Origin of the sequence: Dactylosporangium darangshiense (assembly GCF_039537565.1) — a bacterium.
GTDB classification, from domain to species: Bacteria; Actinomycetota; Actinomycetes; order Mycobacteriales; family Micromonosporaceae; genus Dactylosporangium; species Dactylosporangium darangshiense.
In genome coordinates this window covers 37,767-63,451 of the sequence record NZ_BAABAT010000019.1, presented here as the reverse complement: position 1 = coordinate 63,451, position 25,685 = coordinate 37,767, and the positions used below count along the sequence as shown (strand labels likewise).

At 70.7% G+C, this 25,685-nt stretch carries 20 protein-coding genes and 1 tRNA gene; 11 read left to right on the top strand and 10 right to left on the bottom strand.

Features of this window, described 5'->3' with window-relative positions; all coding sequences use genetic code 11:
* Positions 1-378 precede the first annotated feature (378 nt).
* The gene (gene rpsA / locus ABD901_RS30290) at positions 379-1,878 is read right to left on the bottom strand and encodes a 30S ribosomal protein S1 (RefSeq protein WP_345131723.1); all 1,500 of its coding nucleotides are present in this window, start codon (positions 1,876-1,878) and stop codon (positions 379-381) included.
* A gap of 261 nt (positions 1,879-2,139) precedes the next feature.
* Between rpsA and ABD901_RS30285 the strand changes: the two genes are divergently transcribed.
* Complete coding sequence (locus ABD901_RS30285) at positions 2,140-2,949, top strand: class I SAM-dependent methyltransferase (RefSeq protein ID WP_345131721.1); 810 nt, start codon at positions 2,140-2,142, stop codon at positions 2,947-2,949.
* Between the two features lie 296 nt (positions 2,950-3,245).
* On the opposite strand, the gene polA is transcribed toward ABD901_RS30285, so the two are convergent.
* Entirely contained in the window at positions 3,246-5,933 is a 2,688-nt protein-coding gene (gene polA, locus ABD901_RS30280) for a DNA polymerase I (protein ID WP_345131718.1), read from the bottom strand.
* Positions 5,934-6,206: 273 nt separating this feature from the next.
* Between polA and ABD901_RS30275 the strand changes: the two genes are divergently transcribed.
* Positions 6,207-7,469 (top strand): ABC transporter substrate-binding protein, encoded by a 1,263-nt coding sequence (locus tag ABD901_RS30275; RefSeq protein WP_345131716.1) that lies wholly within the window; start codon positions 6,207-6,209, stop codon positions 7,467-7,469.
* 781 nt (positions 7,470-8,250) lie between these two features.
* Here ABD901_RS30275 and ABD901_RS30270 read toward each other — a convergent pair.
* The 5 genes from ABD901_RS30270 to ABD901_RS30250 form a co-directional block, all read right to left on the bottom strand.
* On the bottom strand, positions 8,251-9,069 hold the full coding sequence (locus ABD901_RS30270; protein WP_345131714.1) for an ABC transporter ATP-binding protein: 819 nt from the start codon (positions 9,067-9,069) through the stop codon (positions 8,251-8,253).
* Positions 9,066-10,070, bottom strand: a complete 1,005-nt coding sequence (locus tag ABD901_RS30265; protein WP_345131712.1) for an ABC transporter ATP-binding protein — start codon at positions 10,068-10,070, stop codon at positions 9,066-9,068. The genes ABD901_RS30270 and ABD901_RS30265 overlap by 4 nt, the downstream gene beginning before the upstream one ends.
* On the bottom strand, positions 10,060-11,058 hold the full coding sequence (locus ABD901_RS30260) for a branched-chain amino acid ABC transporter permease (RefSeq protein WP_345131709.1): 999 nt from the start codon (positions 11,056-11,058) through the stop codon (positions 10,060-10,062). Before ABD901_RS30260 ends, ABD901_RS30265 begins: the two co-directional genes overlap by 11 nt.
* A 10-nt stretch (positions 11,059-11,068) precedes the next feature.
* The gene (locus ABD901_RS30255) at positions 11,069-12,367 is read right to left on the bottom strand and encodes an ABC transporter permease subunit (protein WP_345131706.1); all 1,299 of its coding nucleotides are present in this window, start codon (positions 12,365-12,367) and stop codon (positions 11,069-11,071) included.
* Positions 12,368-12,541: 174 nt separating this feature from the next.
* A complete protein-coding gene (locus ABD901_RS30250; protein WP_345131704.1) occupies positions 12,542-13,153 on the bottom strand; it encodes an ANTAR domain-containing response regulator in 612 nt (203 codons plus the stop codon).
* 83 nt (positions 13,154-13,236) lie between these two features.
* On the opposite strand from ABD901_RS30250, the gene ABD901_RS30245 reads away from it, so the two are divergent.
* Positions 13,237-13,313, top strand: a tRNA-Leu gene (locus ABD901_RS30245).
* Between the two features lie 152 nt (positions 13,314-13,465).
* Complete coding sequence (locus ABD901_RS30240) at positions 13,466-14,809, top strand: vWA domain-containing protein (protein WP_345131702.1); 1,344 nt, start codon at positions 13,466-13,468, stop codon at positions 14,807-14,809.
* Here ABD901_RS30240 and ABD901_RS30235 read toward each other — a convergent pair.
* Positions 14,800-15,630 carry a spermidine synthase gene (locus tag ABD901_RS30235; RefSeq protein WP_345131700.1) on the bottom strand — a complete coding sequence of 277 codons (831 nt, stop codon included), beginning with the start codon at positions 15,628-15,630 and terminating at the stop codon, positions 14,800-14,802. The two genes, ABD901_RS30240 and ABD901_RS30235, sit on opposite strands and share 10 nt — an antisense overlap.
* A gap of 139 nt (positions 15,631-15,769) precedes the next feature.
* On the opposite strand from ABD901_RS30235, the gene ABD901_RS30230 reads away from it, so the two are divergent.
* From ABD901_RS30230 to ABD901_RS30200, 7 genes are all read left to right on the top strand, one after another.
* Complete coding sequence (locus tag ABD901_RS30230; RefSeq protein WP_345131699.1) at positions 15,770-16,684, top strand: hypothetical protein; 915 nt, start codon at positions 15,770-15,772, stop codon at positions 16,682-16,684.
* An 86-nt stretch (positions 16,685-16,770) separates the two neighbouring features.
* Complete coding sequence (locus tag ABD901_RS30225) at positions 16,771-18,978, top strand: hypothetical protein (RefSeq protein WP_345131697.1); 2,208 nt, start codon at positions 16,771-16,773, stop codon at positions 18,976-18,978.
* A 29-nt stretch (positions 18,979-19,007) separates the two neighbouring features.
* Positions 19,008-19,601 carry a TetR/AcrR family transcriptional regulator gene (locus ABD901_RS30220; RefSeq protein ID WP_345131696.1) on the top strand — a complete coding sequence of 198 codons (594 nt, stop codon included), beginning with the start codon at positions 19,008-19,010 and terminating at the stop codon, positions 19,599-19,601.
* 10 nt (positions 19,602-19,611) lie between these two features.
* Positions 19,612-20,598: an aldo/keto reductase gene (locus ABD901_RS30215; protein ID WP_345131694.1), complete on the top strand. Its 987-nt coding sequence runs from the start codon at positions 19,612-19,614 to the stop codon at positions 20,596-20,598.
* On the top strand, positions 20,592-21,665 hold the full coding sequence (locus ABD901_RS30210) for a carboxylate-amine ligase (RefSeq protein WP_345131692.1): 1,074 nt from the start codon (positions 20,592-20,594) through the stop codon (positions 21,663-21,665). Before ABD901_RS30215 ends, ABD901_RS30210 begins: the two co-directional genes overlap by 7 nt.
* A gap of 13 nt (positions 21,666-21,678) precedes the next feature.
* Positions 21,679-22,287, top strand: coding sequence for an HAD family hydrolase (locus ABD901_RS30205; protein WP_345131690.1), 609 nt, complete (start codon positions 21,679-21,681; stop codon positions 22,285-22,287).
* Positions 22,284-23,204, top strand: coding sequence for a TAXI family TRAP transporter solute-binding subunit (locus tag ABD901_RS30200; protein ID WP_345131688.1), 921 nt, complete (start codon positions 22,284-22,286; stop codon positions 23,202-23,204). Before ABD901_RS30205 ends, ABD901_RS30200 begins: the two co-directional genes overlap by 4 nt.
* Positions 23,205-23,552: 348 nt before the next feature.
* On the opposite strand, the gene ABD901_RS30195 is transcribed toward ABD901_RS30200, so the two are convergent.
* On the bottom strand, positions 23,553-24,929 hold the full coding sequence (locus ABD901_RS30195) for a sensor histidine kinase (protein ID WP_345131687.1): 1,377 nt from the start codon (positions 24,927-24,929) through the stop codon (positions 23,553-23,555).
* The gene (locus tag ABD901_RS30190) at positions 24,926-25,591 is read right to left on the bottom strand and encodes a response regulator transcription factor (RefSeq protein ID WP_345131685.1); all 666 of its coding nucleotides are present in this window, start codon (positions 25,589-25,591) and stop codon (positions 24,926-24,928) included. Before ABD901_RS30190 ends, ABD901_RS30195 begins: the two co-directional genes overlap by 4 nt.
* Positions 25,592-25,685 lie beyond the last annotated feature (94 nt).

Genomic DNA, 25,685 nt, shown 5'->3' with positions numbered 1-25,685 from the left:
GGGCCGGCCAACCGGCCGTCGTGTGCGGAACCCTCTTCGAGAACCTTGCGCCTCGTCTACCCAGCCGCCTTCGCCCGCGGTGCTACCGGCGTTTTCTTTCCACGATCATGAGCATGTCCTATTTGTCCACTGCACTTTTTCATGATCGTGGAAAGAAAACGCCGGTACCGCGCCCTTTGCGTGCGTACGCACCTCGCGGGTGCGTTGCGTGGCTGTATGGCTCACGGGTGCGTTGCGTGGGCGGAGATCGGGGGCGCGGCAATTGGGCGTGCGGGCGTGGCGGGGTGGGCAATGAGAAGCCCCGGTCCCGCGAGTGCGGGGCCGGGGCTGCTCGTTATGTCGTGCGAGCCGTCAGGTTTGGGCCTGGCTGGCGTTGGGTCAGCTCTTGCCGCCGGCGAGCTTCTCGCGCAGGGCGGCCAGGGCCTCGTCCGTGGCCAGGGTGCCGGCCGGCTCCTCCGGGGCGCGGGCCGCGGTCGGGGTCGACGAGCTGACGGAGCCGCCTGCCGCCGGGGCGGCCGCGGCCGGCTCGGCGGTGGCGTCGGCCTGGCGAGCCGACTGGACCTGCTTCGTGTGGGCCTCCCAGCGTTGGCGGGCCTCAGCGTACTGCTGCTCCCACGCCTCGCGCTGCTTCTCGAAGCCGGGCATCCACTCGGCGGTCTCCGGGTCGAAGCCCTCCGGGTAGATGTAGTTGCCCTGCTCGTCGTAGGTGGCCGACATGCCGTAGAGGGTCGGGTCGAAGTGCTCCTCGCCCTCGACGAAGCCCTCGTTGGCCTGCTTGAGCGACAGCGAGATCCGGCGGCGCTCGAGGTCGATGTCGATGACCTTGACCATGACGTCGGAGCCGACCTGGACGACCTGCTCGGGGATCTCCACGTGGCGCTCGGCCAGCTCGGAGATGTGCACCAGGCCCTCGATGCCGTCGTCGACGCGGACGAAGGCGCCGAACGGGACGAGCTTGGTGACCTTACCCGGCACGATCTGCTGGATCGCGTGGGTCCGGGCGAACTGACGCCACGGGTCCTCCTGGGTCGCCTTCAGCGACAGGGAGACGCGCTCACGGTCCAGATCGACGTCGAGGACCTCGACCTCCACCTCCTGGCCGACCTCGACCACCTCGGACGGGTGATCGATGTGCTTCCAGGAGAGCTCGGAGACGTGGACCAGGCCGTCGACACCACCGAGGTCGACGAACGCACCGAAGTTGACGATCGAGGACACAACGCCCTTGCGGACCTGGCCCTTCTGCAGCTTGTGCAGGAACTCGGTCCGGACCTCGGACTGGGTCTGCTCCAGGTAGGCGCGGCGCGACAGAACCACGTTGTTGCGGTTCTTGTCCAGCTCGATGATCTTGGCCTCGAGCTCGCGTCCCACATAGGGCTGCAGGTCGCGCACCCGGCGCATCTCGACGAGCGAAGCGGGCAGGAAGCCGCGCAGGCCGATGTCGAGGATGAGACCGCCCTTGACGACCTCGATGACCGAGCCGCGGACGACGCCGTCGTCCTCCTTGATCTTCTCGATCGTGCCCCACGCGCGCTCGTACTGCGCACGCTTCTTCGAGAGGATCAGGCGGCCTTCCTTGTCCTCTTTCTGCAGGACCAGGGCCTCGATGTGGTCACCGACCGACACGACCTCAGCAGGGTCGACATCATGCTTGATCGACAGCTCGCGCGAGGGAATGACGCCCTCGGTCTTGTAGCCGATGTCGAGCAGGACCTCGTCCCGATCGACCTTGACGACGGTGCCTTCGACGATGTCGCCGTCATTGAAGTACTTGATGGTCTCATCGATCGCGGCGAGGAACGCCTCCTCGGATCCGAGGTCGTCGATGGTGACCTTGTTGCTGCTGGCGCTCGAGGTGGCCTCGATGCTGCTCGTCATGTGGGCTGTTGCTCCGGTCGGTGGATTTGCCTGGTGAACCTGCGCGCTCCCGCGGACCCGTCGTCGGGCACAACCCGCCTGTCGCAGTGCAGGATCAGTGCATTGGAAGCTCAGGATGTGTTCGGCGACCGTGAGCCTGCTCCCTACCGAGGCGCACAAACCCACGAGTGCACCGATCAGCCTACCCTGCGCAATACCACATGGTCCAACCCTCCCCCAGACCCGATCTGCCGACTTTGCCAGGGCCTACCGTTGCTCCCCATGGAATCGTCACCTGACGCAGGCGTCACACGACGCGCCGTGAGTCCCGCCGAGAGCCGCCGGGCCAGCCGGCGCTGGTGGGACGGCGACGCCGACGCCTACCAGGCCGAACACGGTTCCTTCCTGGGCGACGCCGACTTCGTGTGGTGCCCCGAGGGCCTGCGCGAGGCCGACGCGCACCTGCTCGGCGAGGTGGCGGGCCGGCGGGTGCTCGAGATCGGCTGCGGCGCCGCGTCCTGTTCCCGCTGGCTGCACACCCAGGGCGCGCAGGTCGTGGCGTCGGACCTGTCCGCCGGAATGCTCCGCCACGCCCGCGCCGGAGCCGTCCGTTCGGGTATCGAGGTCCCGTTGATGCAGGCCGACGCGACCGCGCTGCCGTTCGCCGAGGGCGTATTCGACATCGTCTGCACGGCCTTCGGAGCCGTACCCTTCGTAGCCGACTCGGCACGCGTGATGCGCGAGGTCCACCGCGTCCTGCGCCCCGGCGGCCGCTGGGCGTTCTCGATCACCCACCCCATGCGCTGGGTGTTCCTGGACGACCCGGGCGAGGGCGGCCTGGTCGCCGTCCACTCCTACTTCGACCGCCGCGCCTACGTCGAACAGGACGAACGCCACGTACCCACCTACGTCGAGCAACACCGCACCCTGGGCGACCGCATCCGCGAGCTGATCGCCGCCGGTTTCGTGCTGAATGACCTCATCGAGCCGGAATGGCCGGACGGCCACAAGCAGACCTGGGGCCAGTGGAGCCCCCTGCGTGGCCGCATTTTCCCGGGCACCGCGATATTCGTCGCCACCAAACCCGAATAAGAGATGAAATTTCCGATTTACGCGGGCAAATCGGAACAGGGTCCTCGATGGCGCCGTCAGGCTCACCCACAACATCACCCGCGACCGGGAGCCACCCGACGCCATGAGGGCAAGGCAGGCAACGGCCCAGTGTGGGTGCCTGGGCATGGCACCCACACCACGCAGGCTGCGGCGGACGCTGACCCGCGTCCACCCGGGCTTCGGGGTAAAGCGGGCGCGTAGACCGCAGCGCCCGCCCCACCCAGGATGCGGCGAGCCAGGGCGCCCGCCCAATGCGGAGGAGCGGGAGCGGGTCGTCAGTGGTCGGCGTCGTTCCAGTCCGTGCCGATGCCGACCGACACGCCCAGTGGGACGTCGAGCGGGTAGGCGTTGCCCATCTCGGTGCGGACCAGGGTTTCGAGCTGCTCGCGCTCGCCCGGGGCGACCTCGAAGACGAGCTCGTCGTGGACCTGCAGGAGCATGCGCGACGTCAGGCCGGCGGCGCGCAGGGCGGAGTCGACGCGGAGCATGGCGACCTTGATGATGTCGGCGGCGGAGCCCTGGATGGGGGCGTTGAGGGCCATGCGCTCGGCCATCTCGCGGCGCTGGCGGTTGTCGCTGTTCAGGTCCGGCAGGTAGCGGCGGCGGCCGAGGACCGTCTCGGTGTAGCCGTCGCGGCGGGCCTGGCCGACGATCTGGCGCAGGTAGTCGCGGACGCCGCCGAAGGTGGCGAAGTACTCCTCCATGAGGACCGTGGCCTCGGCCGGCGTGATGCCGAGCTGGGTGGACAGGCCGTAGGAGGACAGGCCGTAGGCGAGGCCGTAGTTCATGGCCTTGATCTTGCGGCGCTGGTCGGGGACGACCTCGTCGACGGGGACGGAGAAGACCGAGGACGCGGTGGAGGCGTGGAAGTCGAAGCCGGAGTTGAACGCCTCGATGAGCGCCTCGTCCTTGGACAGGTGCGCCATGATGCGCATCTCGATCTGGCTGTAGTCGGCGGTCAGCAGGGTCTCGAAGCCCTCGCCGACGACGAAGGCGCGGCGGATGCGCCGGCCCTCCTCGGTGCGGATCGGGATGTTCTGCAGGTTGGGGTCGGTGCTGGAGAGCCGGCCGGTGGCCGCGACCGTCTGGAAGTACGTCGTGTGGATGCGCCCGTCGTCGCTGATCGACTTGAGCAGCCCGTCGACGGTCGTCTTGAGCTTGGCGACGTCGCGGTGGCGCAGCAGGTGCTCCAGCAGCGGGTGCGCGGTCTGGGCGAACAGGCCCTGCAGCGCGTCGGCGTCGGTGGTGTAGCCCGTCTTGATCCGCTTGGTCTTCGGCAGGCCGAGCTCGTTGAACAGGATCTCCTGCAGCTGCTTGGGCGAGCCGAGGTTGAACTCGCGCCCGATCACCGAGTAGGCGCCCTGCGCCGCGGCCTTCACGCCGGCGGCGAACTGGGCCTCGAGCTCCCCCAAGTACTCCGTGTCGGCCGCGATGCCCGACCGCTCCATCTCGGCGAGCACCTTGACCAGCGGCAGCTCGACCTCGGCCAGCAGCCGGAAGGAGGAGTCCCCGTCGCGGCGCAGCTCCTCGCCGATCGCCTCGGCGAGGTCGAGCGTGGCCCGGGCGCGCAGCATGAGGTTTTCCTCGGCCTCGGCCGTGTTGCCGCCCAGGCCCTCGAGGGTCAACTGCCCGGTCTCCGGCGCGTCGACGCGCAGCTCGCGCTTGAGGTAGCGCAGGGCGAGGTCGTTGAGGTCGTAGGACCGCTGGTCGGGGCGCGCCAGATACGCCTCGAGGGCGGTGTCGCTGACCACCCCGTCGAGGTCCCATCCGCGGGCCTCGAACGCCAGCCGCGCCGGCTTGACGTCGTGCAGCACCTTCGGCCGGTCGGCGGCGGCGAGCCAGGCCCCGACCGCGGCGTCGTCGGCGGCGTCGAGCTCGGACGGGTCGAACCAGGCGGCCGGCCCGTCGGCGACGGCGAGCGCGATGCCGGCGAGCTCGCCGGTGCCGCGGCCGAACTTGCCGGCGACGGCCACGCCGACGCGCGTGCCGGCCGGCGCGTGCTCGCCGAGCCAGGCGCCGACGCCACCGTGGAGCACCTCGCCGGACAGGTCGAAGCCGGACTCGGCCTCGGGCTCGACCGCGTCGAGGTACTGATACAGCCGCTCCCGCAGCACCCGGAACTCGAGCGAGTCGAACACCTGGTGCACGGCCTCGCGGTCCCACCCGCGCCAGCGCAGGTCCTGCGGCCCGATCGGCAGCTCGAGGTCGTCGACCAGCTGGTTGAGGTCGTAGTTGCGCATGACGTCGGAGAGGTGGGCCCGCACGTTCTCGCCGGCCTTGCCCTTGATCTCGTCGACGCGCGCGATGATCCCGTCCAGGCCGCCGAACTGCACGATCCACTTCGCGGCGGTCTTGTCGCCGACGCCGGGCACGCCGGACAGGTTGTCGCTGTCCTCGCCGACGAGGGCGGCCTTGTCGCGATACTGCGACGGCGGGATCCCGTACTTCTCCTCGACCTTCGCCGGGGTCATCCGGTCCATCTCGGTGACGCCGCGCTTGAGATACAGCACCGTGACGGAGTCGTTGACCAGCTGGAACGCGTCGCGGTCGCCGGTGATGATCGCCGTTGGCATGCCCTGCTCGGTGGCCTGGCGGGCGAGCGTGGCGATCACGTCGTCGGCCTCGTAGCCCGGCTTCTCCACGAACGGGATGCGCAGGGCGTTGAGCACCTCCTTGACCAGGTCGACCTGGCCGGAGAACTCGGGCCGGCTGGCGGCGCGGTTGGCCTTGTACTCCGCATACTTCTCCAGCCGGAACGTCTGCCGCGAGACGTCGAAGGCCACGGCGATGTGCGTGGGCTGCTCGTCGCGCAGCATGTTGATCAGCATCGACGTGAAGCCGAAGACGGCGTTGGTCACCTGGCCCGTCTGCGTGGAGAAGTTCTCCGCGGGCAGGGCGAAGAACGCCCGGTAGGCGAGCGAGTGCCCGTCGAGCAGCAGCAGCTTGGTGTCAGAACCCGTCACGCTTAGCGAGCCTAGTCGGGGGGTACGACAGTTTCGCCGCAGCCCCGATGCCCGTTATGGCTCTCTTGTCCGGATCGGCCCTACGGAGAATCCCCGGACAATGCGAATCGCGTTGCGGTTGCGAACAGGAAGATTACGACTGCGCAACTTCCTAGGGCGTGTTGCCCCGAAGGCCTAGTGCCGCGCGGTGAGTGTCATTAGGTTGTGCCTTCATCAGCGTCTTGGCATCTAGGCGCAACCACGCCTACCGCGCTGTTAAAAAGGAGACAGGTGATGATCCGCCCCAATCTCGGATGGCGCTCCGTTGCCGTGCTGAGCGCAGCCTGCCTGGCGCTCGCCGCATGTGGTGACAGCAAGTCCGATAGCCCGGCCACCGGTGCGACCACCGGCGGCGGCGCGGCGCCCGGTGACGGCGTTCTCAAGATCGGCACGATCCTGCCGCAGACCGGCTCGCTGGCCTTCCTCGGCCCCCCGGAGTTCGCCGGCGTGGACCTGGCCATCAAGGAGATCAACGACAACGGCGGCGTCAACGGCAAGCCCGTGCAGATCCAGCACATGGACTCGGGCGACACCTCCACGGACATCGCCACCCAGTCGGTGAACAAGCTGCTCACGGACAAGACCGACGTCATCATCGGCGCGGCCTCGTCGTCGGTGTCGCTCTCCGTGATCGACAAGATCACGGGTGCCGGGGTCGTCCAGATCTCGCCCGCGAACACCTCGACGGCGTTCACCACCTACAACGACCACGGGCTGTACTTCCGTACCGCGCCGCCGGACACCCTGCAGGGCCGCGTGCTCGGCGACCTGATCGTCCAGGACGGCAACCAGACCACCGGCATGCTGGTGCTCAACGACTCCTACGGCGTGGGCCTGGCCCAGAACGCCAAGGCGGAGATCGAGAGCGGCGGCGGCAAGGTCGTCGAGTCGGTCACCTACGACCCGAAGGCCGCGGACTTCTCGGCCGACGTCGCCAAGATCAAGGCCGCCAACCCGGACGCGATCGCGATCATCGGCTTCGACGAGACCAAGAAGATCGTCCCGAAGCTGGTCGAGGCGGGCCTCAAGACCAAGAAGTGGTACTTCGTTGACGGCAACATCGCCGACTACTCGAAGGACTTCCCGGCCGGCACGCTGAACGGCTACAAGGGCACCCAGCCCGGCGCCGAGACCAAGGCCGACTTCAAGACGAAGCTCCTCGGCGTCAACAAGGACCTCAAGGACTTCAACTACGCGGCGGAGTCCTACGACGCGACGATCCTCGCGGCCCTGGCCGCGACCGAGGCCGGCAGCGACAACCCGGCCGAGATCGCCAAGCACCTGACCACCGTCTCCAAGGGCGGCGAGAAGTGCACCACGTACAAGGCCTGCGTTGACCTGATCAAGGCCAAGAAGGACATCGACTTCGACGGCGCGTCGGGCCCGATCTCCTTCAACGACGCCGGCGACCCGGCCGAGGCCACCATCGGTGTCTACACCTACGGCCCCGACAACAAGCTCCTCCCGGACGTCAAGTTCCAGAGCGGCAAGATCTGAGCCTGACGGCTTCGAAGGCCCCCGTCGCGCAAGCGGCGGGGGCCTTTCCCTTTGTCCGGACACCCGCACGAAGATCCAGACACCCGGGACGAAAAATCCAGACAGCCGGACGGAAGCGCGCCAAAAGCGACAAACCAAGAGCCCCATGACTCGGGTCCGTGCAACTGACGACCGTTGTTCCCACCAGACACCGGTCGGCGCTGGCGCGCCTCCCTGCCACGTCCGCGGTGCCAAGCACCAGCGGCCTGGCGGCCGCGAACAAACCCGGCCGAGGGGCACGAAGCAGGGCCGGAACGGGCCGCAAGCGGGGCCAGAGGCGGGGTCGGAACGGTCCCTGCAAGCCGGGCCAGAGGCGGGGCCGGAACGGAGCCGGAACGGGGCCAGAGGCGGGCCAGAACGGGCCAAAGGCGGGGGCCGGAACGGGGCCCCCGAGGCAGGGCCGGAACGGGGCCGAGGCGGACCAGCGGGGCCAGAGGCGGGGCCGAGACGGGCCGCAAGCGGGGCCGCAACAACCAAGGGCCACGGTGAGCAACGAGCCGACGCACACCGTGAGCAAGGCGGCCAGCGAGGCCGCAGAACGACCGTCCGCAGCACGACTTTCAGCACCCGGCAACCATTGTTCCGCATTCGGAACAGCACACCCAAAGCAAGATCAACGTTAATACAACAACGCACAAGATCGCGGTTGTAAAAAGGCCGTGAATTCACCGGCGGCGGGACAAAGAAAATCCCGCGCCGCCCGAGGGAGCGGCGCGGGATTGAACCCGGCAAAAACGTTGGTTCAGGCGCGGGCGAGTGTCCCGAGGTACAGCTCGATCACACGAGGATCGTTGATGAGCCCCTCGCCCGAGGCCGTATAGGCGTTGCGGCCCTGGTCGAGCACGTAGCCGCGGTCGCAGATCTGCAGGCACCGGCGCGCGTTCTGCTCGACCATCACGACCGTGACGCCGGTCGAATTGATCTGCTTGGTCCGGAAGAACACCTCGTCCTGCAGCGCCGGCGAGAGGCCCGCGGAGGGCTCGTCCAGCAGCAGCACGGTGGGCTCCATCATCAGCGCCCGGGCCATCGCCACCATCTGCCGCTCGCCGCCCGACATGAGACCGGCCCGCTGCTTGCGCCGCTCGGCCAGGGTCGGGAACAGCTGGGTGACGAAATCGAAGCGCTCCTTGAACCGCTTGGGCTTGAGGAACGTGCCCATCTGCAGGTTCTCTTCGATCGTCAGCGCGGCGAAGACGTTGTTCGTCTGCGGCACGAAGCCGATGCCCCGCTCGACCAGCGCGTGCGCCTTGAGGTTGGTGATGTTCTCACCACGCAGCGTGACCGCGCCCGTGCGGACGTTCACGAGCCCGAACATGGCCTTGAGCAGCGTGGACTTGCCGGCGCCGTTGGGCCCGATGATGCCGACGAGCTCGCCGTCGTGCACGTACAGGTCGGCCCCGTTGAGGATGTTGACGCCCGGCAGGTATCCGGCGACGACGTCGTCTGCCCGCAGTACCGCACCGTCTGCCTTGGAAAGGTGCTCCGTGCGGTCGACCACGGCATTGCTCGGCGCGGCGGCCTCTTCGCCCTCGTCCTCGGGCAGATCGGCGATGTCGGTCACGACCGGTCCTTTCCGTCGGCGCCGGACTCCGCGGAGTCCCCCGCCGCCTCTTGCTCGAGCTCGTCGACGGCCGGGATGAGGGCCACCTCGCCGCCCTCGGCCAGGTCGCCGGCGTCGATCTCCTCGCCGCCGACGGTCTTGACCGCGCCGTCGTGGTGCGCGCCCAGGTAGGCGTCGATGACCCGCGGGTCGGCCATCACCTTGTCCGGGGTGCCCTCGGCGATCACGCCGCCCTGCCCCATGACGATGATCCAGTCCGAGATGTCGTGGACCATGTCCATGTCGTGCTCGACGAAGAGCACGGTCATGCCGTCCTCGCGCAGCTGCTTGACGTGGCCGAGCAGCGACTGCGTCAGGGCCGGGTTCACCCCGGCCATCGGCTCGTCGAGCATGACCATCTCCGGCTGCACCATGAGGGCGCGGGCCATCTCCAGCAGCTTGCGCTGGCCGCCGGAGAGGCTGCCGGCGAAGTCGTCGCGCTTGGCGATGAGCTTGAACCGGGTGAGCAGGTCCTCCGCGCGGGCGGTGATCTCCGCCTCCTGCTGCTTCCACACGCCCGGGACCAGGGCGCGCCAGAAGTTCTCGCCCTTCTGCCCGGTCGCGCCGAGGCGCATGTTGTCGATCACCTTGAGCTTCGACAGCGCCTTGGTCAGCTGGAACGTGCGCACCATGCCGGAGCGCGCGACCTTGTGGGCCGCCACGCCGGACAGCGACGCGCCGTTGAACGTCCAGCTGCCCTCGTCCGGCGCGTCGAAGCCGGTGAGCAGGTTGAAGAAGGTCGTCTTGCCGGCGCCGTTGGGCCCGATGAGCGCGGTGATGGACCCGCGCTGGACCTCGACGTGCTTGACGTCGACGGCGGTGAGGCCGCCGAAGCGGCGCACCACGCTGTCGGCGATGAGGATGGGGTCGGGCTTGGGTACGCCCGGCTCGCACGGCAGGCCGGCGAGCGCGGCGACCGCCCGCTCGCGGGCCGTGCCCGTCTTGACCGGCTCAGCGGACATCGAGCATGACCTCCCTCTTGTCGCCGAAGATGCCCTGCGGGCGGAAGATGAGCAGCAACATCAGGCCGAGGCCGACGATGATGTAGCGGACCGAGCCGGCCTGGGTGGTGCTGATCAGCCAGGACGGGACGTCCTTGTGGTTGATCGCCTCGGAGATGAACGCGTCGATGAAGACGAGCAGCACCCAGAAGATCGCCGAGCCGACGACCGGGCCGAAGACGCGCGCCGCGCCACCGAGGATGACGATGGTGTACGCGAAGAACGTGAACTCCGTGCCGTAGGTGTCCGGCTGCACCGCCGCCCGGTCGAGGGCGAAGACGAAGCCGCCGAGGCAGCCGATGACGCCGCCGATGACCAGCGACTGCATCTTGTAGGAGAAGACGTTCTTGCCGAGGCTGCGCACCGCGTCCTCGTCCTCGCGGATGGCCTTGAGCACACGGCCCCACGGGCTCTTCATGAGCAGCCACACGAACAGGCAGCTCAGCGCGATGAGGGCCCAGCCGACGACCAGGATCCAGGTCTCGCGGTCCGTGAACGTGATGATGTCGCCGATGTTGATGCCGCTGGTGCCCTTGAACGGGTTGAGGTCGTAGAAGTCCTGCGAGAAGCCCTGCAGGCCGTCGGAGGCACCCGTCCACTTACGCAGGTCGGTGGCTCGGTAGATGAGCCGGATGATCTCGGCCGCCGCGATGGTGACGATGGCCAGATAGTCCGCGCGCAGGCGCAGCGTCGGGATACCGAGCAGCAGCGCCAGGATCATGGACGCGCCGATGCCGATGACAACGCCGAGCCACAGGGGCAGGTCGAACGTGGAGACGGTCATCGCGATGCCGTAGGCGCCGACGCCCACGAAGGCGGACTGGCCGAAGTTGAGCAGGCCAGTGTAGCCGAAGTGGACATTGAGGCCGATGGCCGCGAGCGCGTAAGCAATGGTGGTGGACCCGATGATCGCTTCGAGCGACACGCTGAAGATGCTCTGCCAGTTCATCGTGTCCCCCTCAGCCGATCCGCGTCCGGCGGCCCAGGATGCCCTGCGGCCGGAAGAGCAGGATCACGATCAGCACCGCCAGTGCGCCGACGGTCTTCAACTCGGTCGGAATCCACAACGTCGAGAACTGGATGAACAGGCCGATCACCAGGCTGCCGATGAGCGCGCCCCACGCGGTGCCGAAGCCGCCGAGCGTGACCGCCGCGAAGACGAGCAGCAGGATCTGGAAGCCCATCTGGTAGCCGACGTTCTGGTAGGCGCCCAGGATCACTCCGGACAGCGCCGCCAGGCCGCCGCCGATCGTCCAGACGAGCCGGATGATGCGGTCGACGTTGATGCCGGAGGCCGCCGCGAGCGCCGGGTTGTCGGCGACGGCGCGGGTGGCCTTGCCCAAGCGGGTGCCCAGCAGCGCCCACGACACCGCGACGAGCACGATGATCGCGATCGCGTCGCAGATGAGGTTCTTGGGCGCAATGAGGAACGGGCCGTACTGGTGCCCGGGCTGGGCGTTGAAGTCGGCGAAGGCGCGCGACTCGCCGCCGAAGAAGTACAGGAAGACGTACCGCAGGGTCAGCGACAGGCCGATCGAGATGATCATCATCGTGACCAGGTTGGTGCGTCGCTTGCGCAGCCAGCCCCAGAATGTTCGGTCCTGGAAGTAGCCGGCGGCGGCGCCGATCGCGACCGCGATGAGGCCGGAGACGACCAGCGGCAGCCCGATGGTCACATTGAAGAGGAAGGCCATCAGCGCGCCGAAGGTGACCATCTCGCCGTGCGCGAAGTTGGTCAGGCCCGTGGTGCCGAAGATCAGCGAGATGCCGAGCGCGGCGAGCGCGATGATGAGCGAGAAGTGCAGGCCGGAGTAGAGCAGGTCGGCGTACCGGTCAAGGCTCGACGGAGCCTTCGGTGCGCCCGGCTGGTTCTGCCCCGGTGCGTTGCCGGCCGCCCCGCTGCCAAGCGGGAACAGCACGTTACGGGCCTGGCCGTCGGCCACCGGCGGGCTCAGGCTGGGCCGCCCGTTGCTCACCGTCACGCCCGCTGGGAGCGTGGACTGGTCGAGGTCCACCCGATATGTCCCGGCCGCAGGTACCGGGATACTCCATTTGCCCTGGGCGTCGGAGGTTGCTTCGCCGACGGGCGCGCCGTCCTGTGTGAACGCTTTGATCTTGACCCCGGCGACCGGTGTGTCGCCGTTCCTCAACGTTCCCTGCAATGACTCGCCGTCGGCCCAGGCGCTTGTGGCGCCGATGCCGAACGAGAGCATTACGCAGGCCAGGAAGGCCGTGAGCATGATCACGGCTCTACGCAATGGTGCTCCTCGAATCAACGGTGATGGTTGGGCCATTGCTGTGGGGGGCAGGCCAGTCCCGACCCTCGGGACTGCGGGATCATAGCCCGCCCCGCAAGCCAATTGCGGGCCGTTACCAAGCCGTTATTCGATGCTGAGCCAACCGCGGCAAACGCGCCGTGCGCAGGTAAAAGGTCAGGACTCGGCGGTTACGTTGGTGTTTCCGCCGGCGGTTTCGGCGATGATCCGGTCGGCCACTTCGCGCATCGTCATGCGGTGGTCCATCGCCGTGCGCTGGATCCATTTGAAGGCCTGCGGCTCGTTCATGCCGTAGGTCGCCATGAGCTGGCCCTTGGCCCGCTCGACGACCTTGCGGGTCTCGAGGCGCTCGGTCAGGGTGGCCACCTCGGACTCCAGGACCGACAGCTCTGCGTAACGGGAGACGGCGATCTCGACCGCCGGCACCAGGTCGCTCTTCTGGAACGGCTTGACCAGGTAGGCCATCGCACCGGCCGCCCGCGCCCGCTCGACCAGGTCGCGCTGGCTGAACGCGGTGAGGATGACGACCGGCGCGATCCGCCCGCCGGCGATCTTCTCCGCGGCGGCGAGCCCGTCCATGATCGGCATCTTGATGTCCAGGATCACCAGGTCGGGCTTGAGCTCCTCGGCAAGGCGCACGGCCGTCTCGCCGTCGCCGGCCTCGCCGACGACGTCGTAGCCCTCCTCGACGAGCATCTCCCGGAGGTCGAGGCGGATGAGCGCCTCGTCTTCCGCGATGAGCACCCGACGGCTCTGCACCTCGGCCACTGGCCTCTCCCGATCCGATCCGACGTGTCCGACGGCGGTTACCGTCGCGATCAGAGTAGTGGGTACCCTAGTGCGGCGTAGTCGTCCCGGTATCCCAATCGGCAGAGGAACGGAGCTCAAACCTCCGACAGTGTGGGTTCGAATCCCACCCGGGGCACCACCAGCGGTCCGCCAAACACGGACACACCCCCCAAACGGGCGCGAGAAGCCGCCCGCCGGCCCCGGCCGCAGGTGTGACGGCGGACACCATCACTGGCATGCGGCCTCTAGGCTCGGCGGCGCCCCGCAGCGCCCCCGGCGAAGGAGCCGCCCATGCACATCGCCGCCCACCTCGACGTCGACCTCATTGCCGTCGAGACCGAGGACCAGGTCTCGGTCATGATCGAGCTGACCGCGCCGGCCGCGCCGGACGACGGCGCCGAGCACACACCCCGCACGCTGCAGGTCGTCCTCGACCGCAGCGGCTCGATGTCCGGACCCCGCCTCGACGGCGCCAAGCGGGCCCTGGGCAGCCTCGTCGCCCGCCTGGACCCGCGCGACCGCTTCGGCGTCGTGGTCTTCGACGACCACGTCGGCGTGGCGGTGCCGGCCGCGCCGCTGGCCGACAAGCCGGCCGCGAGCCGGGCGATCGCCGCCATCCAGGCCGGCGGCTCCACCGACCTGTCCGCCGGCTACCTGCGCGGCCTGCAGGAGGCGCGCCGGGTGGCGGGCGCGGCCGGCGCCACGGTGCTGATCGTCAGCGACGGGCACGCCAACGCCGGCGTCACGAACCCCGTCGCCCTCTCCCAGGTCGCCGCCGAGGCCTACCTCAACGGCGTGACCACCTCGACGCTCGGATTCGGCCTCGGGTACGACGAGCGGCTCATGTCGGCGATCGCGCGCGGCGGCTCCGGCAACGAGCACTTCGCCGAGGAGTCCGACACGGCGGTCGCGCTCATCGCCGGCGAGGTCGAGGGCCTGCTCACGCAGACGGCCCAGGCCGCGACGCTGCACGTGCGCCCCGGGCCGGCGGTGCGCGGCGTGCTGGTCGTCAACGACCTGCCCGCCAGCGTTGTGGAGGACGGCGTGCTGGTCGAGCTCGGCAGCTTCTACGCCGCCGAGACCCGTCGCCTCGTGCTCACCTTCGACGTGCCGGCGATCGCCGACCTCGGCCCGGCCGCGGTCGCCGAGCTGGCGTTCACCTACGTGGAGCTGCCCGCGCTGGTACAGCACACGGTGACCGTGCCGCTGCAGGTCAATGTGGTCCCCGGCGACGAGGCCGCCCGCCGGGTGCCGGACGCCGGGGTGCGCACCGAGCTGGTGTACCTGCGCGCCCAGCAGGCGAAACGGCGCGCCTCCGACCACCTGTACCGGGGCGACTCCGAGGCCGCCCTGCGCGAGATCCGCCAGGCCAGGCGCGACATCGACGAGGCACGCGCCGACGCGCCCGACGCCTACGCGGCCGACCTCGCCGACGAGGCGCGGGAGCTGGACTACCTGGAACAGGAGACGGAGGCCGGATCGGCGGCGCGGGCCGGCAAGTTCATGTCGGCGAGCTCCGCCGCCCGCCTGCGCAAACGCGGACGCTCGTCCGGCTATCCGCCGGCTACCCCGCCGCCCGCCGCGACCGACGCCGACGACAACAACGCCGGCGACGAGGACGACGATCAGGCCTGATCCGGCCCGTCGAGGCGGACCGGCTCGGCGCCGTCGGTCAGCAGGTCCAGGCCGGCGCCGGTGACCACCTGGGCCGGCTGGCGGTCCCGGCCCGCGATCGCGGCGAGGCGGGCCACCGGCAGCCGGCCCGCCTCGAGCGCCGCGGCGAACACGACGTTGCCGAAGCGGCGCCCGCGCATCAGCTCGGGCCGCACGATGAGGCACACGTCGGCGAACGCGGTGCGCAACGTCGCCGCCTGGCCGCGGGAGAACGCGAGCGGCGCGAGGTCGGCGACGTTGAGCGCGTACACGCCGCCGGGCGCCAGCAGCCGGGCCACGGCGGCGGCGAACCTGACGTCCGAGACGCTCTCGGGCATCTGCGCGGCGTCGTAGACGTCGCCGATGATCAGGTCGTAGGCCTCCGCCTCGAGCTCGGCGACGGTCTCGCGGGCGTCGCCGAAGGCGATGTCGATGCCGGCGTCGGCGGGCAGCGGCAGCACCCGCTGCACGAACGCGGCCAGCCGCCGGTCGCGCTCCACGACCAGCTGCTCGGAGCCGGGCCGGGTGGCGGCGACGTACCGCGGCATCGTGAACGCCCCGCCGCCCAGGTGCAGCACCCGCAGCGGCGCGCCGGGCGGTGCGGCGGTGTCGATGATCGAGCCGATGCGGCGGGTGTACTCGAAGTAGAGGTGCGTGGGGTCGAGCACGTCGACGTACGACTGCTGCACCTCTTCGACGAGCAGCGTCCAGCCGCCCTTGCGCCGGGGGTCGCGCACCAGCCGGGCCGCGCCGAACTCGCCGTTCTCGGCGATCCCGTCGATGATCTCCCGCCAGCTTCCCATCGGGGCACAACGTACCGCGAAGCGGCGAAACCCTCAGGTGCAGGGCATGCGGTTCACCTGCGCGCTGACGGACGACCGAGATCTCGTTCTGGACGCGGCCGGTGCCATGTGGCACTGGATTGTGCCAACATAGGCGGCCATGAGGCGCATGCTGCTGGTGGCGCTGCTCGTGCTCGTCTCGCTCGGCGGCGCCGCGCTGTCCGGGCGCGGCCACTCGCCGCGCGACGCCGGGGCCGGCGCGGACACGGGCGCGCTGCCGCCCGGGGACGCGATCAAGATGCGCGTCGAGGTGACGCAGGGCCGGGTCGACGAGGTCCGGCACTCCGTGCAGGTCTCCCTGCACAACGACGGGCCGTCGAAGCTGGTGGTGTCGCGGGTCGAGCTGCAGGCGCCGTCGTTCACCGGCACCGAGACGGTGACGCCCAACGCCTGGCTGCCGCCGGGCGGGCTGCAGGTCGACGTGCCGCTGCTGTACGGCACCGGCGTCTGCACCGGCGACCAGGTCAAGCCGCAGGCGCAGGCCTCGTTCGTGAACCTGACCGTGCAGACCGAGGACGGCCGGGTGCAGCAGGTGCGGCTGCCGCTGCAGTACCCCAACCCGATGCTCGACAAGCTGCTCGGCATCGACTGCCTGCAGGCGTACCTCGACCAGCAGGCGACCTTCACCTTCGGCCCGTGGACGCACCTGCCCAGCGGCTGGGTCACCGGCACGGTCGTCGTGCACCGCACCGGCTTCAAGGGCACGGTCACGCTGCAGGAGTTCGTCGGCAGCATCCTGCTGGAGGTCCTGCCGACGCCGGGCCGCGAGGCGACCCCGAAGCCCTACGCGGTGCTGAAGCCCGGCCAGGACGAGGTGTCGATCCCGATCATCGTGGACGGCGAGCGGTGCACGCCGCACTCCCTCGGCGAGATCAAGAAGCCCTACGTCTTCCCCGCCTGGGTCAGCCTCGACGGCGGTCCGCTGCTGTACACCGAGCTGAAGATCACCGACAAGGAGATCGCGGCGTTCAAGCCGGTCATCGACGCCTGCGCCGCGGGCCACACCCAGATGTAGGTCGCTTGCTGGAAGGCAGTCGCTTTTCTTTAAGGCAGCTTTAGGCCGGTTGCAAGCGTGCGAGCGCGGGTGCCATGCTCCCAGCCATGTCCGAGGCCGGTCGGCGAGCCCGCGCCGCACTCCCCGCGGTCGCCCTGCTGGTTCTGGCCACCGGGGCGATGCTCGCGCTGTCCACGCTGCTCGGGTTCGCGCCGCTGCCGGCCGCCTGGCGCATCGCGCTGACCCTGGTCGTCGCGGTGCTGCTGGCGCTGGCCGCCGCCGACCAGGTGCGGGCCGCGCTCACCGACTGGCAGGGCGCGAGCGCCGCCGAGTCCGGCGTGCACCGCCGCCCCCGCCGCAACGTGCTCCCGCAGCCGAACTCGCGCACCGACCCGGACCGCTCGGGCGAGTTCACCGGCGAGCGCACGGAGACCGGCATCTTCACCGGCCGGACGCGCCCGGTGCCGACGACCGACGAGCTCTGGGGTGCAAGCGGCGAGCACACCCGGCCGGTCTCACCCGCGCCGGAGTCCGCGGAGGAGCGGCGGCCGGAGCGGCCGAAGCCCCGGCGCCCGTCGTGGGTCCGGCTGGCCGTGACCGTCGCGGCCGCGCTGGTCCTTGCTGCCCTGTTGTGGGTACCGCAGGTGCCGGTGCACGGCCTCGCGGTGCGCGTGACCACGTTCCTGCTCGGCTACGCCGCCTACGCGCTGCCGGTCCTGCCGCTGCTGCTCGCCTGGCCGCTGCCCCGGCTGCCGCGGGAGCCGTGGCCCTGGCGGCTCGCGCTCGTGCCGGTCGCCGACCGGCGGATGTGGAACGGCGGCGAGCTGCGCCACCTCGGCACCGCCACCCTGGCGTTGCTGCGCGAGCGGGTGCTGACCCGGGCCACCGGCGTGGTCGTCGCCGCGCTCGGCCTGCTGCACCTGGTGCGCGGCAACCCCGACGTGCTCGACGGCGGCGCCGCTCGGGCCGGCGGGCTGGCCGGCTACCTCATCGCCGAGCCGCTGCGGCTGCTGCTGTCCGGCGGCGGGGCCATCGCGGTGCTCGGCGGCGTGCTCGCCTCGGCGGCCGCGATCACCGCCGCGTCGGCCGGGCGGGCCTGGGGCACCGTCACGGGGTACACCACCCTCGCCCTGAGCGTCGTGGCGCCACTCGGCGCGGTCGGCGCCGGGCACTGGCTCGGCTACGAGTACTACCTGCGCACCGAGAACGGGCACGTGGTGGTCGTCGCCGGGCTCTCACCGACGCACCGGCAGGCGGTGCACGACACGAAGCTCAGCGTCGAGGGGCTGTCGCCGTCGCTGCGGCAGCTGTTCGCCGACGGGCTGCCGGTCTCCGACTACGACGACGGCGACCGCATCGCCAAGGCGCTCGCCGCGCCGGCCACCTCGGCGGCGGAGAGCTACGCGGGCGAGGAGTTCGACCTCAGGACCGGCGAGTGCTTCGACTGGATCGGCGGGTCGTCGCAGCTGCGGTACGTCGCCCAGTGCAACGCCGCCCACGTCGGCGAGGTCACGTTCGTCGGGCACCTGCCGTTCACGGTCAACCCGGGCTCGAAGGCGGTCGCCGCCGCGTCGCAGGCCATGTGCGAGCAGTCCTACGGCGACTATCTCGGGGTACCGTTCGGGCAGTCCTTCCTGCCGCTGGAGAAGCCGCTGCTGCCGCCGGGGCTCGAGGCCGCCTGGCACGCCAAGCCGGTCATCGCCTGCTGGCTCGGCTCGGTGGGGCCGTGGCCGCTCAAGGGCACCAAGACGGTCGCGGCGCTGCAGCAGAAGGCGGCATGGGGACCGGCCGGCGGCTGCAAGATCGAGGTGCCCGACGCGCTGCGGGTCACCGCCGAGCAGCCCAACGCGCGCTGCCTCGCGCCCGGCCCCGAGCAGCGCCTGAGCGTGCCGGGCGGCGGGTTCGCGATCGACCTGGAGTTCGCGGCGATCGGCAAGGGCGCCGGCGGGGCCCGCATCGGCGCCGGGTGCTACGACGGGGCGAACCTCGCCAACGGGTACAGCTTCGAGGTCAATGCCGACGGGGTCATCGAGATCTACAAGCACGCCGGCGACCAGCACCCGCGGGTGGCCGCCTCGGCGAAGCCGAAGAACGCCGGCCCGCCCACGACGGCGTCGACGCCGCTGCAGGTCAGCTGCAAGCCGACGGCCGACGGCGGCGTCGAGCTCACCGCGTTCTCCACCGGCAACCGCAAGGCCTCGTTCGTGGACAAGGACCACCCGTTCACGTCGCTGAGCCCGCGGCTGGTGCTGACCAACGCCGGCACCGGCGGCGTGGTGATGACCACCATGATCTTCAACGCCACCCGGGTCTAAAAAGCGAGCGTTCGTTCTACTATTGGGGAGTGCCCCGCGTCTCCGAAGCCCATCTTGCCGCCCGCCGGGAGCAGATCATCGAGGCGGCCACCCGCTGCTTCGCGCGCAACGGCTTCCACCAGACCTCCATGCAGGACGTCATCCGGGAGGCCGGCCTGTCCGTCGGCGCCTTCTACCGGTACTTCTCCAGCAAGGACCAGCTGATCCGGGCCATCGCCGAGGAGAAGGTCGGCGTCATCATCGCCACCCTCGACCGCCTCATGCGCGTCGAGCCCGTGCCGCCGCTGCGGGCCGTCTTCGCCGAGATCCTCGAACAGGTCGACCACAACCTCGGCGTCGACGGCCCGGTCCGCATCGCCGTGCAGGTGTGGGGTGAGGCGGCGCACGACCCGACGTTCGCCGAGCTGATCGGCGGCATCTACGGGCGCATCCGCGACGCCGCCGTGGCCCTCGCGGCGCGGGTGCGCGACGCCGGGCAGCTCGCGCCGGACGCCGACCCGGCGGCGATCGGCGCGGTGGTCGTCGGGCTCATCCAGGGGTACGTCATCCAGCGCGTCCTGACCGGGCGGGTCGACCGCGACGTGTACCTGGCCGGAATCGAGGGGTTGACCGCCCGCCCGTAGGGTGGAGCTCATGCAGGAACGGATTCTGGGGCGCACCGGCGTCCCCGTCAGCGTGGTCGGGCTCGGCGCGTGGCAGCTCGGCGCCGACTGGGGTCGCGTCGACGAGGACGAGGCGCTGGCGACCCTGATCGCCGCGCACGAGGCCGGCGTGACGTTCATCGACACCGCAGACGTCTACGGCGACGGGCGCAGCGAGCGCATCGTCGGGCAGTTCGCCCGCTCCCTGCCCGCGGGCCGGCGGGTGACGGTGGCGACCAAGATGGGCCGCCGGGTGCCGCAGGTGCCCGAGGCGTACCGCCGGGACAACTTCAAAACCTGGAACGACCGCTCCCGCGAGAACCTCGGCGTCGACACCCTCGACCTGGTGCAGCTGCACTGCCCGCCCTCGGAGGTGTACCGCACGGAGGAGGTCTTCGACGAGCTCGACGAGATGGTCGCCGAGGGGCGCATGCGCGCCTACGGCGTGAGCGTCGAGACCACCGAGGAGGCGCTCACCGCGATCGCCCGCCCCAACGTGGCCAGCGTCCAGATCATCTTCAACATGCTGCGGCTCAAGCCGCTCGACGAGGTGCTGCCCGCCGCCGAGAAGGCCGGCGTCGGCATCATCGCCCGGGTGCCGCTGGCCAGCGGCCTGCTCTCCGGCCGCTACGACGAGCACACGACCTTCGGCGCCGACGACCACCGCACGTACAACCGCCACGGCGAGGCGTTCGACCAGGGCGAGACGTTCTCCGGCGTGGACTACGGCACCGGCCTCGCCGCCGTGCGCCGCCTCGCGCAGCTGCGCCCCGACGACGCGACGATGGCGCAGTTCGCCCTGCGCTGGATCATCGACCACCCGGCCGTGTCCGTGGTCATCCCCGGCGCCCGCAACGGCGAGCAGGCCCGCGCCAACGCCGACGCGGCCGCCCTGCCGTCGCTCACGCCCGAGGCGCACGCCACCGTCCGCGACATCTACGACGAGCTGATCCGCGAGTCGGTGCACCCCCGGTGGTAAACGTCGGCGACACGCTCGGGGTAGAGGAAGAGTTCCATGTAGTCAATCTTGAAAGCGGCAGCCTGGAGATGGCCGCGCGGCGGGTGCTGCGCGGCGTGGACGCCGAGCCCGAGCTGCACCGCTCGATGGTCGAGACCGCGAGCGCCGTGCAGACGGACCTCTCCGCGCTGCGAGCCGACCTGGTCGAGAAGCGCCGCTCGCTGGTCCAGGCGGCCGGCCGGCACGGGCTCGCGGTCGTGGCCGCCGGCACCGTGCCGGGCTGCGGCAGCACGCCCAGCCGGGTGTACCCCCACGAGCGCTACGAGCGGATGGCGCAGGAGTATCGCCAGCTCGTCGACGAGCAGCAGGTGGCCGCCTGCCAGGTCCAGGTCGGCGTGCACGACAGGGACCTGGCGGTGCGCATCACGCGGCGCATCCGCGAGTGGCTGCCGACGCTGCTGGCGCTGAGCGTCTCCTCGCCGTACTTCGCCGGCCAGGACACCGGCTACGCCTCCTACCGCACGATCGTCACCTCGCGCTGGCCCACCGTCGGCCCGCCGCCGGACCTGGGTTCGGCGGCGGAGTACGACAAGGTCGTGTCCACGCTGGTGGAGAGCGGGGTGATCAGCGACGCCAACATGGTGTACTTCGACGCCCGCCCTTCGGCGCGCTACCCGACGGTCGAGGTCCGCGTCGCCGACTCGTGCCCGGACATCGACGACGTGGTACTGCTGGCGTCGCTGTCCCGGGCCCTGGTGACGGTCGCCGCGGCGGAGGACGCCGCCGGCCGCCCCCTGCCCGAGACCCCGCAGGTCCTGCTGCGCGCGGCCACCTGGCGGGCGGCCCGCTCCGGCCTCGGCGGCCACCTCGTCGACCCGTCCACCCGCTCCGCCGTCCCCGCGGGCGTGCGCATCGACGCCCTGTTCGAGCACGCCCGCCCGGCTCTGGAGGCCCGCGGCGAGTGGGACACCGCCGTGGACCTGCTGGCCGCCCTGCGCTGCCGCGGCACGTCGGCGACCCGCCAGCGCCGCGCCGCTTCGCACCGGGAGGCGGTCCTGGCCCTGGCCGAGGAGACGCGCCAGGGGTGACTACGCTCGGGTCATGACGCTGCATCGGGGCCTGCTGGTCGACTACGGCGGCGTGCTCACCACCGACGTGTTCGCCTCGTTCGACGCCTTCTGCACCGCCGAGGGCCTGCCACCGGGCACCGTGCGCGACCTGTTCCGCACCGACCCGACCGCCCGCTCGCTGCTGGCCGGCCTCGAGGACGGCACCCTGTCCGACGCCGCCTTCGAGACGCAGTTCGCCGCCCTGCTGGGCGTCTCGCCCGAGGCCCTGATCGCCAGGCTCATGGCGGAGGCCGGCGACGACCGGGAGATGCTCGACTTCGTCCGCACCGCCCGCCGCGCCGGCGTGCGCACCGGCCTCATCTCCAACTCGTGGGGCGTCGGCCGCTACGACCGCGCCCTGCTGGCCGACCTCTTCGACGGCGTGGTCATCTCCGGCGAGGTCGGCATGCGCAAGCCCGCGCCCGAGATCTACGCCCTGGGCGCCTCGTCCGTCGGCCTGCCGCCCACCGAGTGCGTCTACGTCGACGACCTGCCCGGCAACCTCAAGCCCGCGCGAGCCCTGGGCATGACCACCGTGCACCACCGCGACGCGGCCGCCACCATAGGCGTGGTGGGCGCCCTGCTGGGTCTGTCCACATGAGACGCCGCGCCCTGCTGGCGGCTCTTGCAGCGGCGCCTTTCCTGTCGGCCTGCGAGTCCGACGGCGCCGAGGCGACGGGCACGTTGCGCATAGCGACGGGCAGCCCCGGCGCCGTCTACTACCGCTACGGCTCGGCCATCGCCGACCTGGCCCGCCGCTACCTGCCGAACGTCCACGCCAGCGTCCTGTCGACGGCCGCCTCACAGATCAACGTCGACTACATCCTCAACGGCACCGCGGACGTCGCCTTCACCCAGGCCGACATCGCCGCCGACAACGAGAAGGCCCACCCACGGCAGCTGGCCGCGCTGGCCCGCCTCTACGACGACTACATCCACGTGGTGGTGGCCGCCCAGGGCAAGATCGCCACCTTCCAGGACCTGCAGAACCACCGCATCTCGGTAGGCGCAAAGGGCTCCGGCACCGCGGTCACCGCCAACCGCGTCCTGGAGGTCAACAACGTCACGGTCGAACACGCCCAACTGGGCCTGGACGACTCGGTGAAGGCCCTGCGCAACTCCCAGATCGACGGCTTCTTCTTCTCCGGCGGCCTCCCGGTGGCGGCGATCGCCGACCTGGCCCGCGACATGCCGATCCGCCTGCTGAACCTGGCCGACTCGGTGCAGAGCCTGCGCCGCACGTACGGCGACTACTACGCGGAACGCGTCGTCCCCGCCTCGACGTACACCGGCATCACCGCCACGGTCGTCATCGGCATCGCCAACTACTTGGTAGTGCGCCTGTCAATGTCCGAACCTTTGGCCTACGGCGTGACCCGCCTGCTGTTCGAGGGCCGCGACGAGCTGGCAAAGGCCCACCAGGCAGCGGCGCGCCTGAACATCCGCTCGGCCATCTCGACCCCCCCTCTCCCTCTACACCCCGGCGCCATCCGCTACTACAGAGCGCAGAAGCCATAGCCACACAGCGCGACGGGCCGGACGTGAATTTTTCTCACAGTGTTAGGCTTGGATTTGAAAGCGGCCCGGCCATCCGCCTTCACTCGCATTTGCTTCTTCGCTTCGTCCGTTCGCACCTGCCCTCGTCGTTCGCACCGTGACCTCGCTCAGCGCGGCCCCACGCGCGGGCGTTGGTGCGGACGATCGCGGGTTGTTGGTGAGGGCGGTCGAGGGTTCGCGGCCTGGGTCGGTCGCTCGTGCGCCACGCTCGCGAAGTGCCGGCGCGGGCGTCCGCGTGGGCTTGTGCTTTGTCGGTCGGCTGGGACCTCACGCTTTGTCAGGCGTCAGAGTCCTGCCGGGATGGGTTTGTCAGGGGGCGGCCGGGAACCAGACGCGGGCGTGCAGGCCGGTGGGCTCGTTGGGCAGCAGGTCGAACCGCCCGCCCGAGGCGTCGACCAGCACGGCGACGATCGGCAGCCCGAGGCCGCTGCCGTCGACGTTCTGCGCGTCGGGCGCCCGCCAGAAGCGCTCGGTGGCGAGGTCGCGCTGCTCCTCGGTCAGGCCGGGGCCGGTGTCGAGGACGTGGAGCGCTACGCCGTCGTCGTCGGCTGAGGGGCGTACGGTGACGGTGGTGCCGGGGCCGGAGAACTTCACAGCGTTATCGATCAGGGCGTCCAGCGCCTGGTCGAGGGCGCTGCGCACCGCCCGGGCGCGCAGCGGGCGGGCAGGGCGGACGTAGCGCAGCGTGATGTCCTTCTTCGCGGCCACCGGCTGCCAGGCCAGGACGCGCGCCCAGGCGGTCTCGCCGGCGTCGACGTCGACGAGGTCGTAGCGGCCGCGTTCGGCCCGGGCCAGGGCAAGAAGGCTGTCGAGCACCTCGCCGAACCGCTCGGCCTCCTCCAGGGCCAGGCGGTGGCCCTCGACCGCGGCGGGCTCGGTCAGGTCGGCGCCGAGGTCCTCGACGCGCAGGCGCAGCGCGGTCAGCGGGTTGCGCAGCTGGTGGCTCGCGTGCGAGACGAACGCGCGCTGGCGCTCCAAGGAGTCGGCGACCGTCGCGGCCATCTCGTTGAACGCGGTGCCGAGGCGGCGCAGCTCAGGCGGGCCGTCGGCGGCGGGGACGCGCGCGGCGTAGTCGCCCGCGCCGAGCTCGTGCGCGGCGGCGTCGAGCTCGGCCACCGGGCGCAGGGTCCAGCGGGCCAGGGACCAGGCCGCCACGATGCCGGCGAAGAGGACGACCAGGCCGCCGCCTGCGAGGATGATCCACGAGGTGCCGACGCCGTTGGCGTTGCGGCGGGTCGGGGAGACCGTGACCACGGCGCCGATCACCTCGCCGCCGCGGCCGACCGGGACGGCGACGACCAGGGGATCGGTGCGCCACGGCCAGATCGTCCCGTCGTCGCTGGCCTCGCGGCCCTCGAGGGCGCGGCGCGCCTGGCGCAGCACGTCGGCGTCGGCCAGGCGGATGCCGCTGCGCGAGCTCACGACCTCGTGCGCGTCCTGGTCGACGACGATCGCGCCCACGCCGTAGACGTCGTCGTAGCGCGTCAGCTCCGCCGCGAGCTCCGCGGTGTCGGAGGCGCGCAGCGCGGGCTCGGCGAGCGTGGCGAACCGGGTGGCGTCGGCGAGGCGGTCGGCCACGAGGCGCTGCGTGTCCCGGCCCGCGATGGTCATCGCCAGCGGTACCTCGAGCGCCGCCAGCACCAGCAGCAGCAACACCAGGTAGACGGCGCCGAGGCGGACCCTCATGGCGCCAGGCGGTAGCCGACGCCGCGCACCGTCTGCACCAGGCCCGCCACGTCGAGCTTCGCCCGCAGCGAGCCCACGTGCACGTCCAGGGTGTGCCGGCCGACGAAGCTCGTCTGCCACACGGCGAGGATCAGCCGGTCGTAGGAGACGACCACGCCGGGTGTGCGGGCGAGCACGGCCAGGATCTCGAACTCCTTGCGCGTGAGCGCGACCTCGCGTCCCTCGGCCACGACGCGGCGCGCGGCGACGTCGACGGTGACCGGGCCGGCGGAGAGCACCTCGCTGGGTGGCGGCGCGGCCCGGGCGGCGCGGCGCAGCACGGCCTCGATGCGGGCGTTGAGCTCGGCCATCGAGTACGGCTTCACGACGTAGTCGTCGGCGCCGGTCTGCAGCCCGAGCACCCGGTCGCGCTCCTCGGCGCGCGCGGTGACGGCGATGATCGCCACCGTCTCGTCCTTGCGCCGCAGCGTGCGGCACACCTCGATGCCGTCGCCGTCGGGCAGGTTGAGATCGAGCAGGACGAGGTCGAAGGGCTCGCCGGCGAACGTGTCGAGCGCGCTCTGTGCGGTCGGACAGTGCACGATCTCGTGCCCGCGCCGGCGAAGGGCCGTGGCCAGGGCGGCCGCCACCCGCGCGTCGTCTTCCACCAGCATCACCCGCATCGTGCGCCCATGGTACGGGAGCCGATCCTTCAAGAGTTCCTCAAGGAACGGCGGTGAACGTTCCCGCGAACGGCCGCTGTTGCCACGGTGTGCA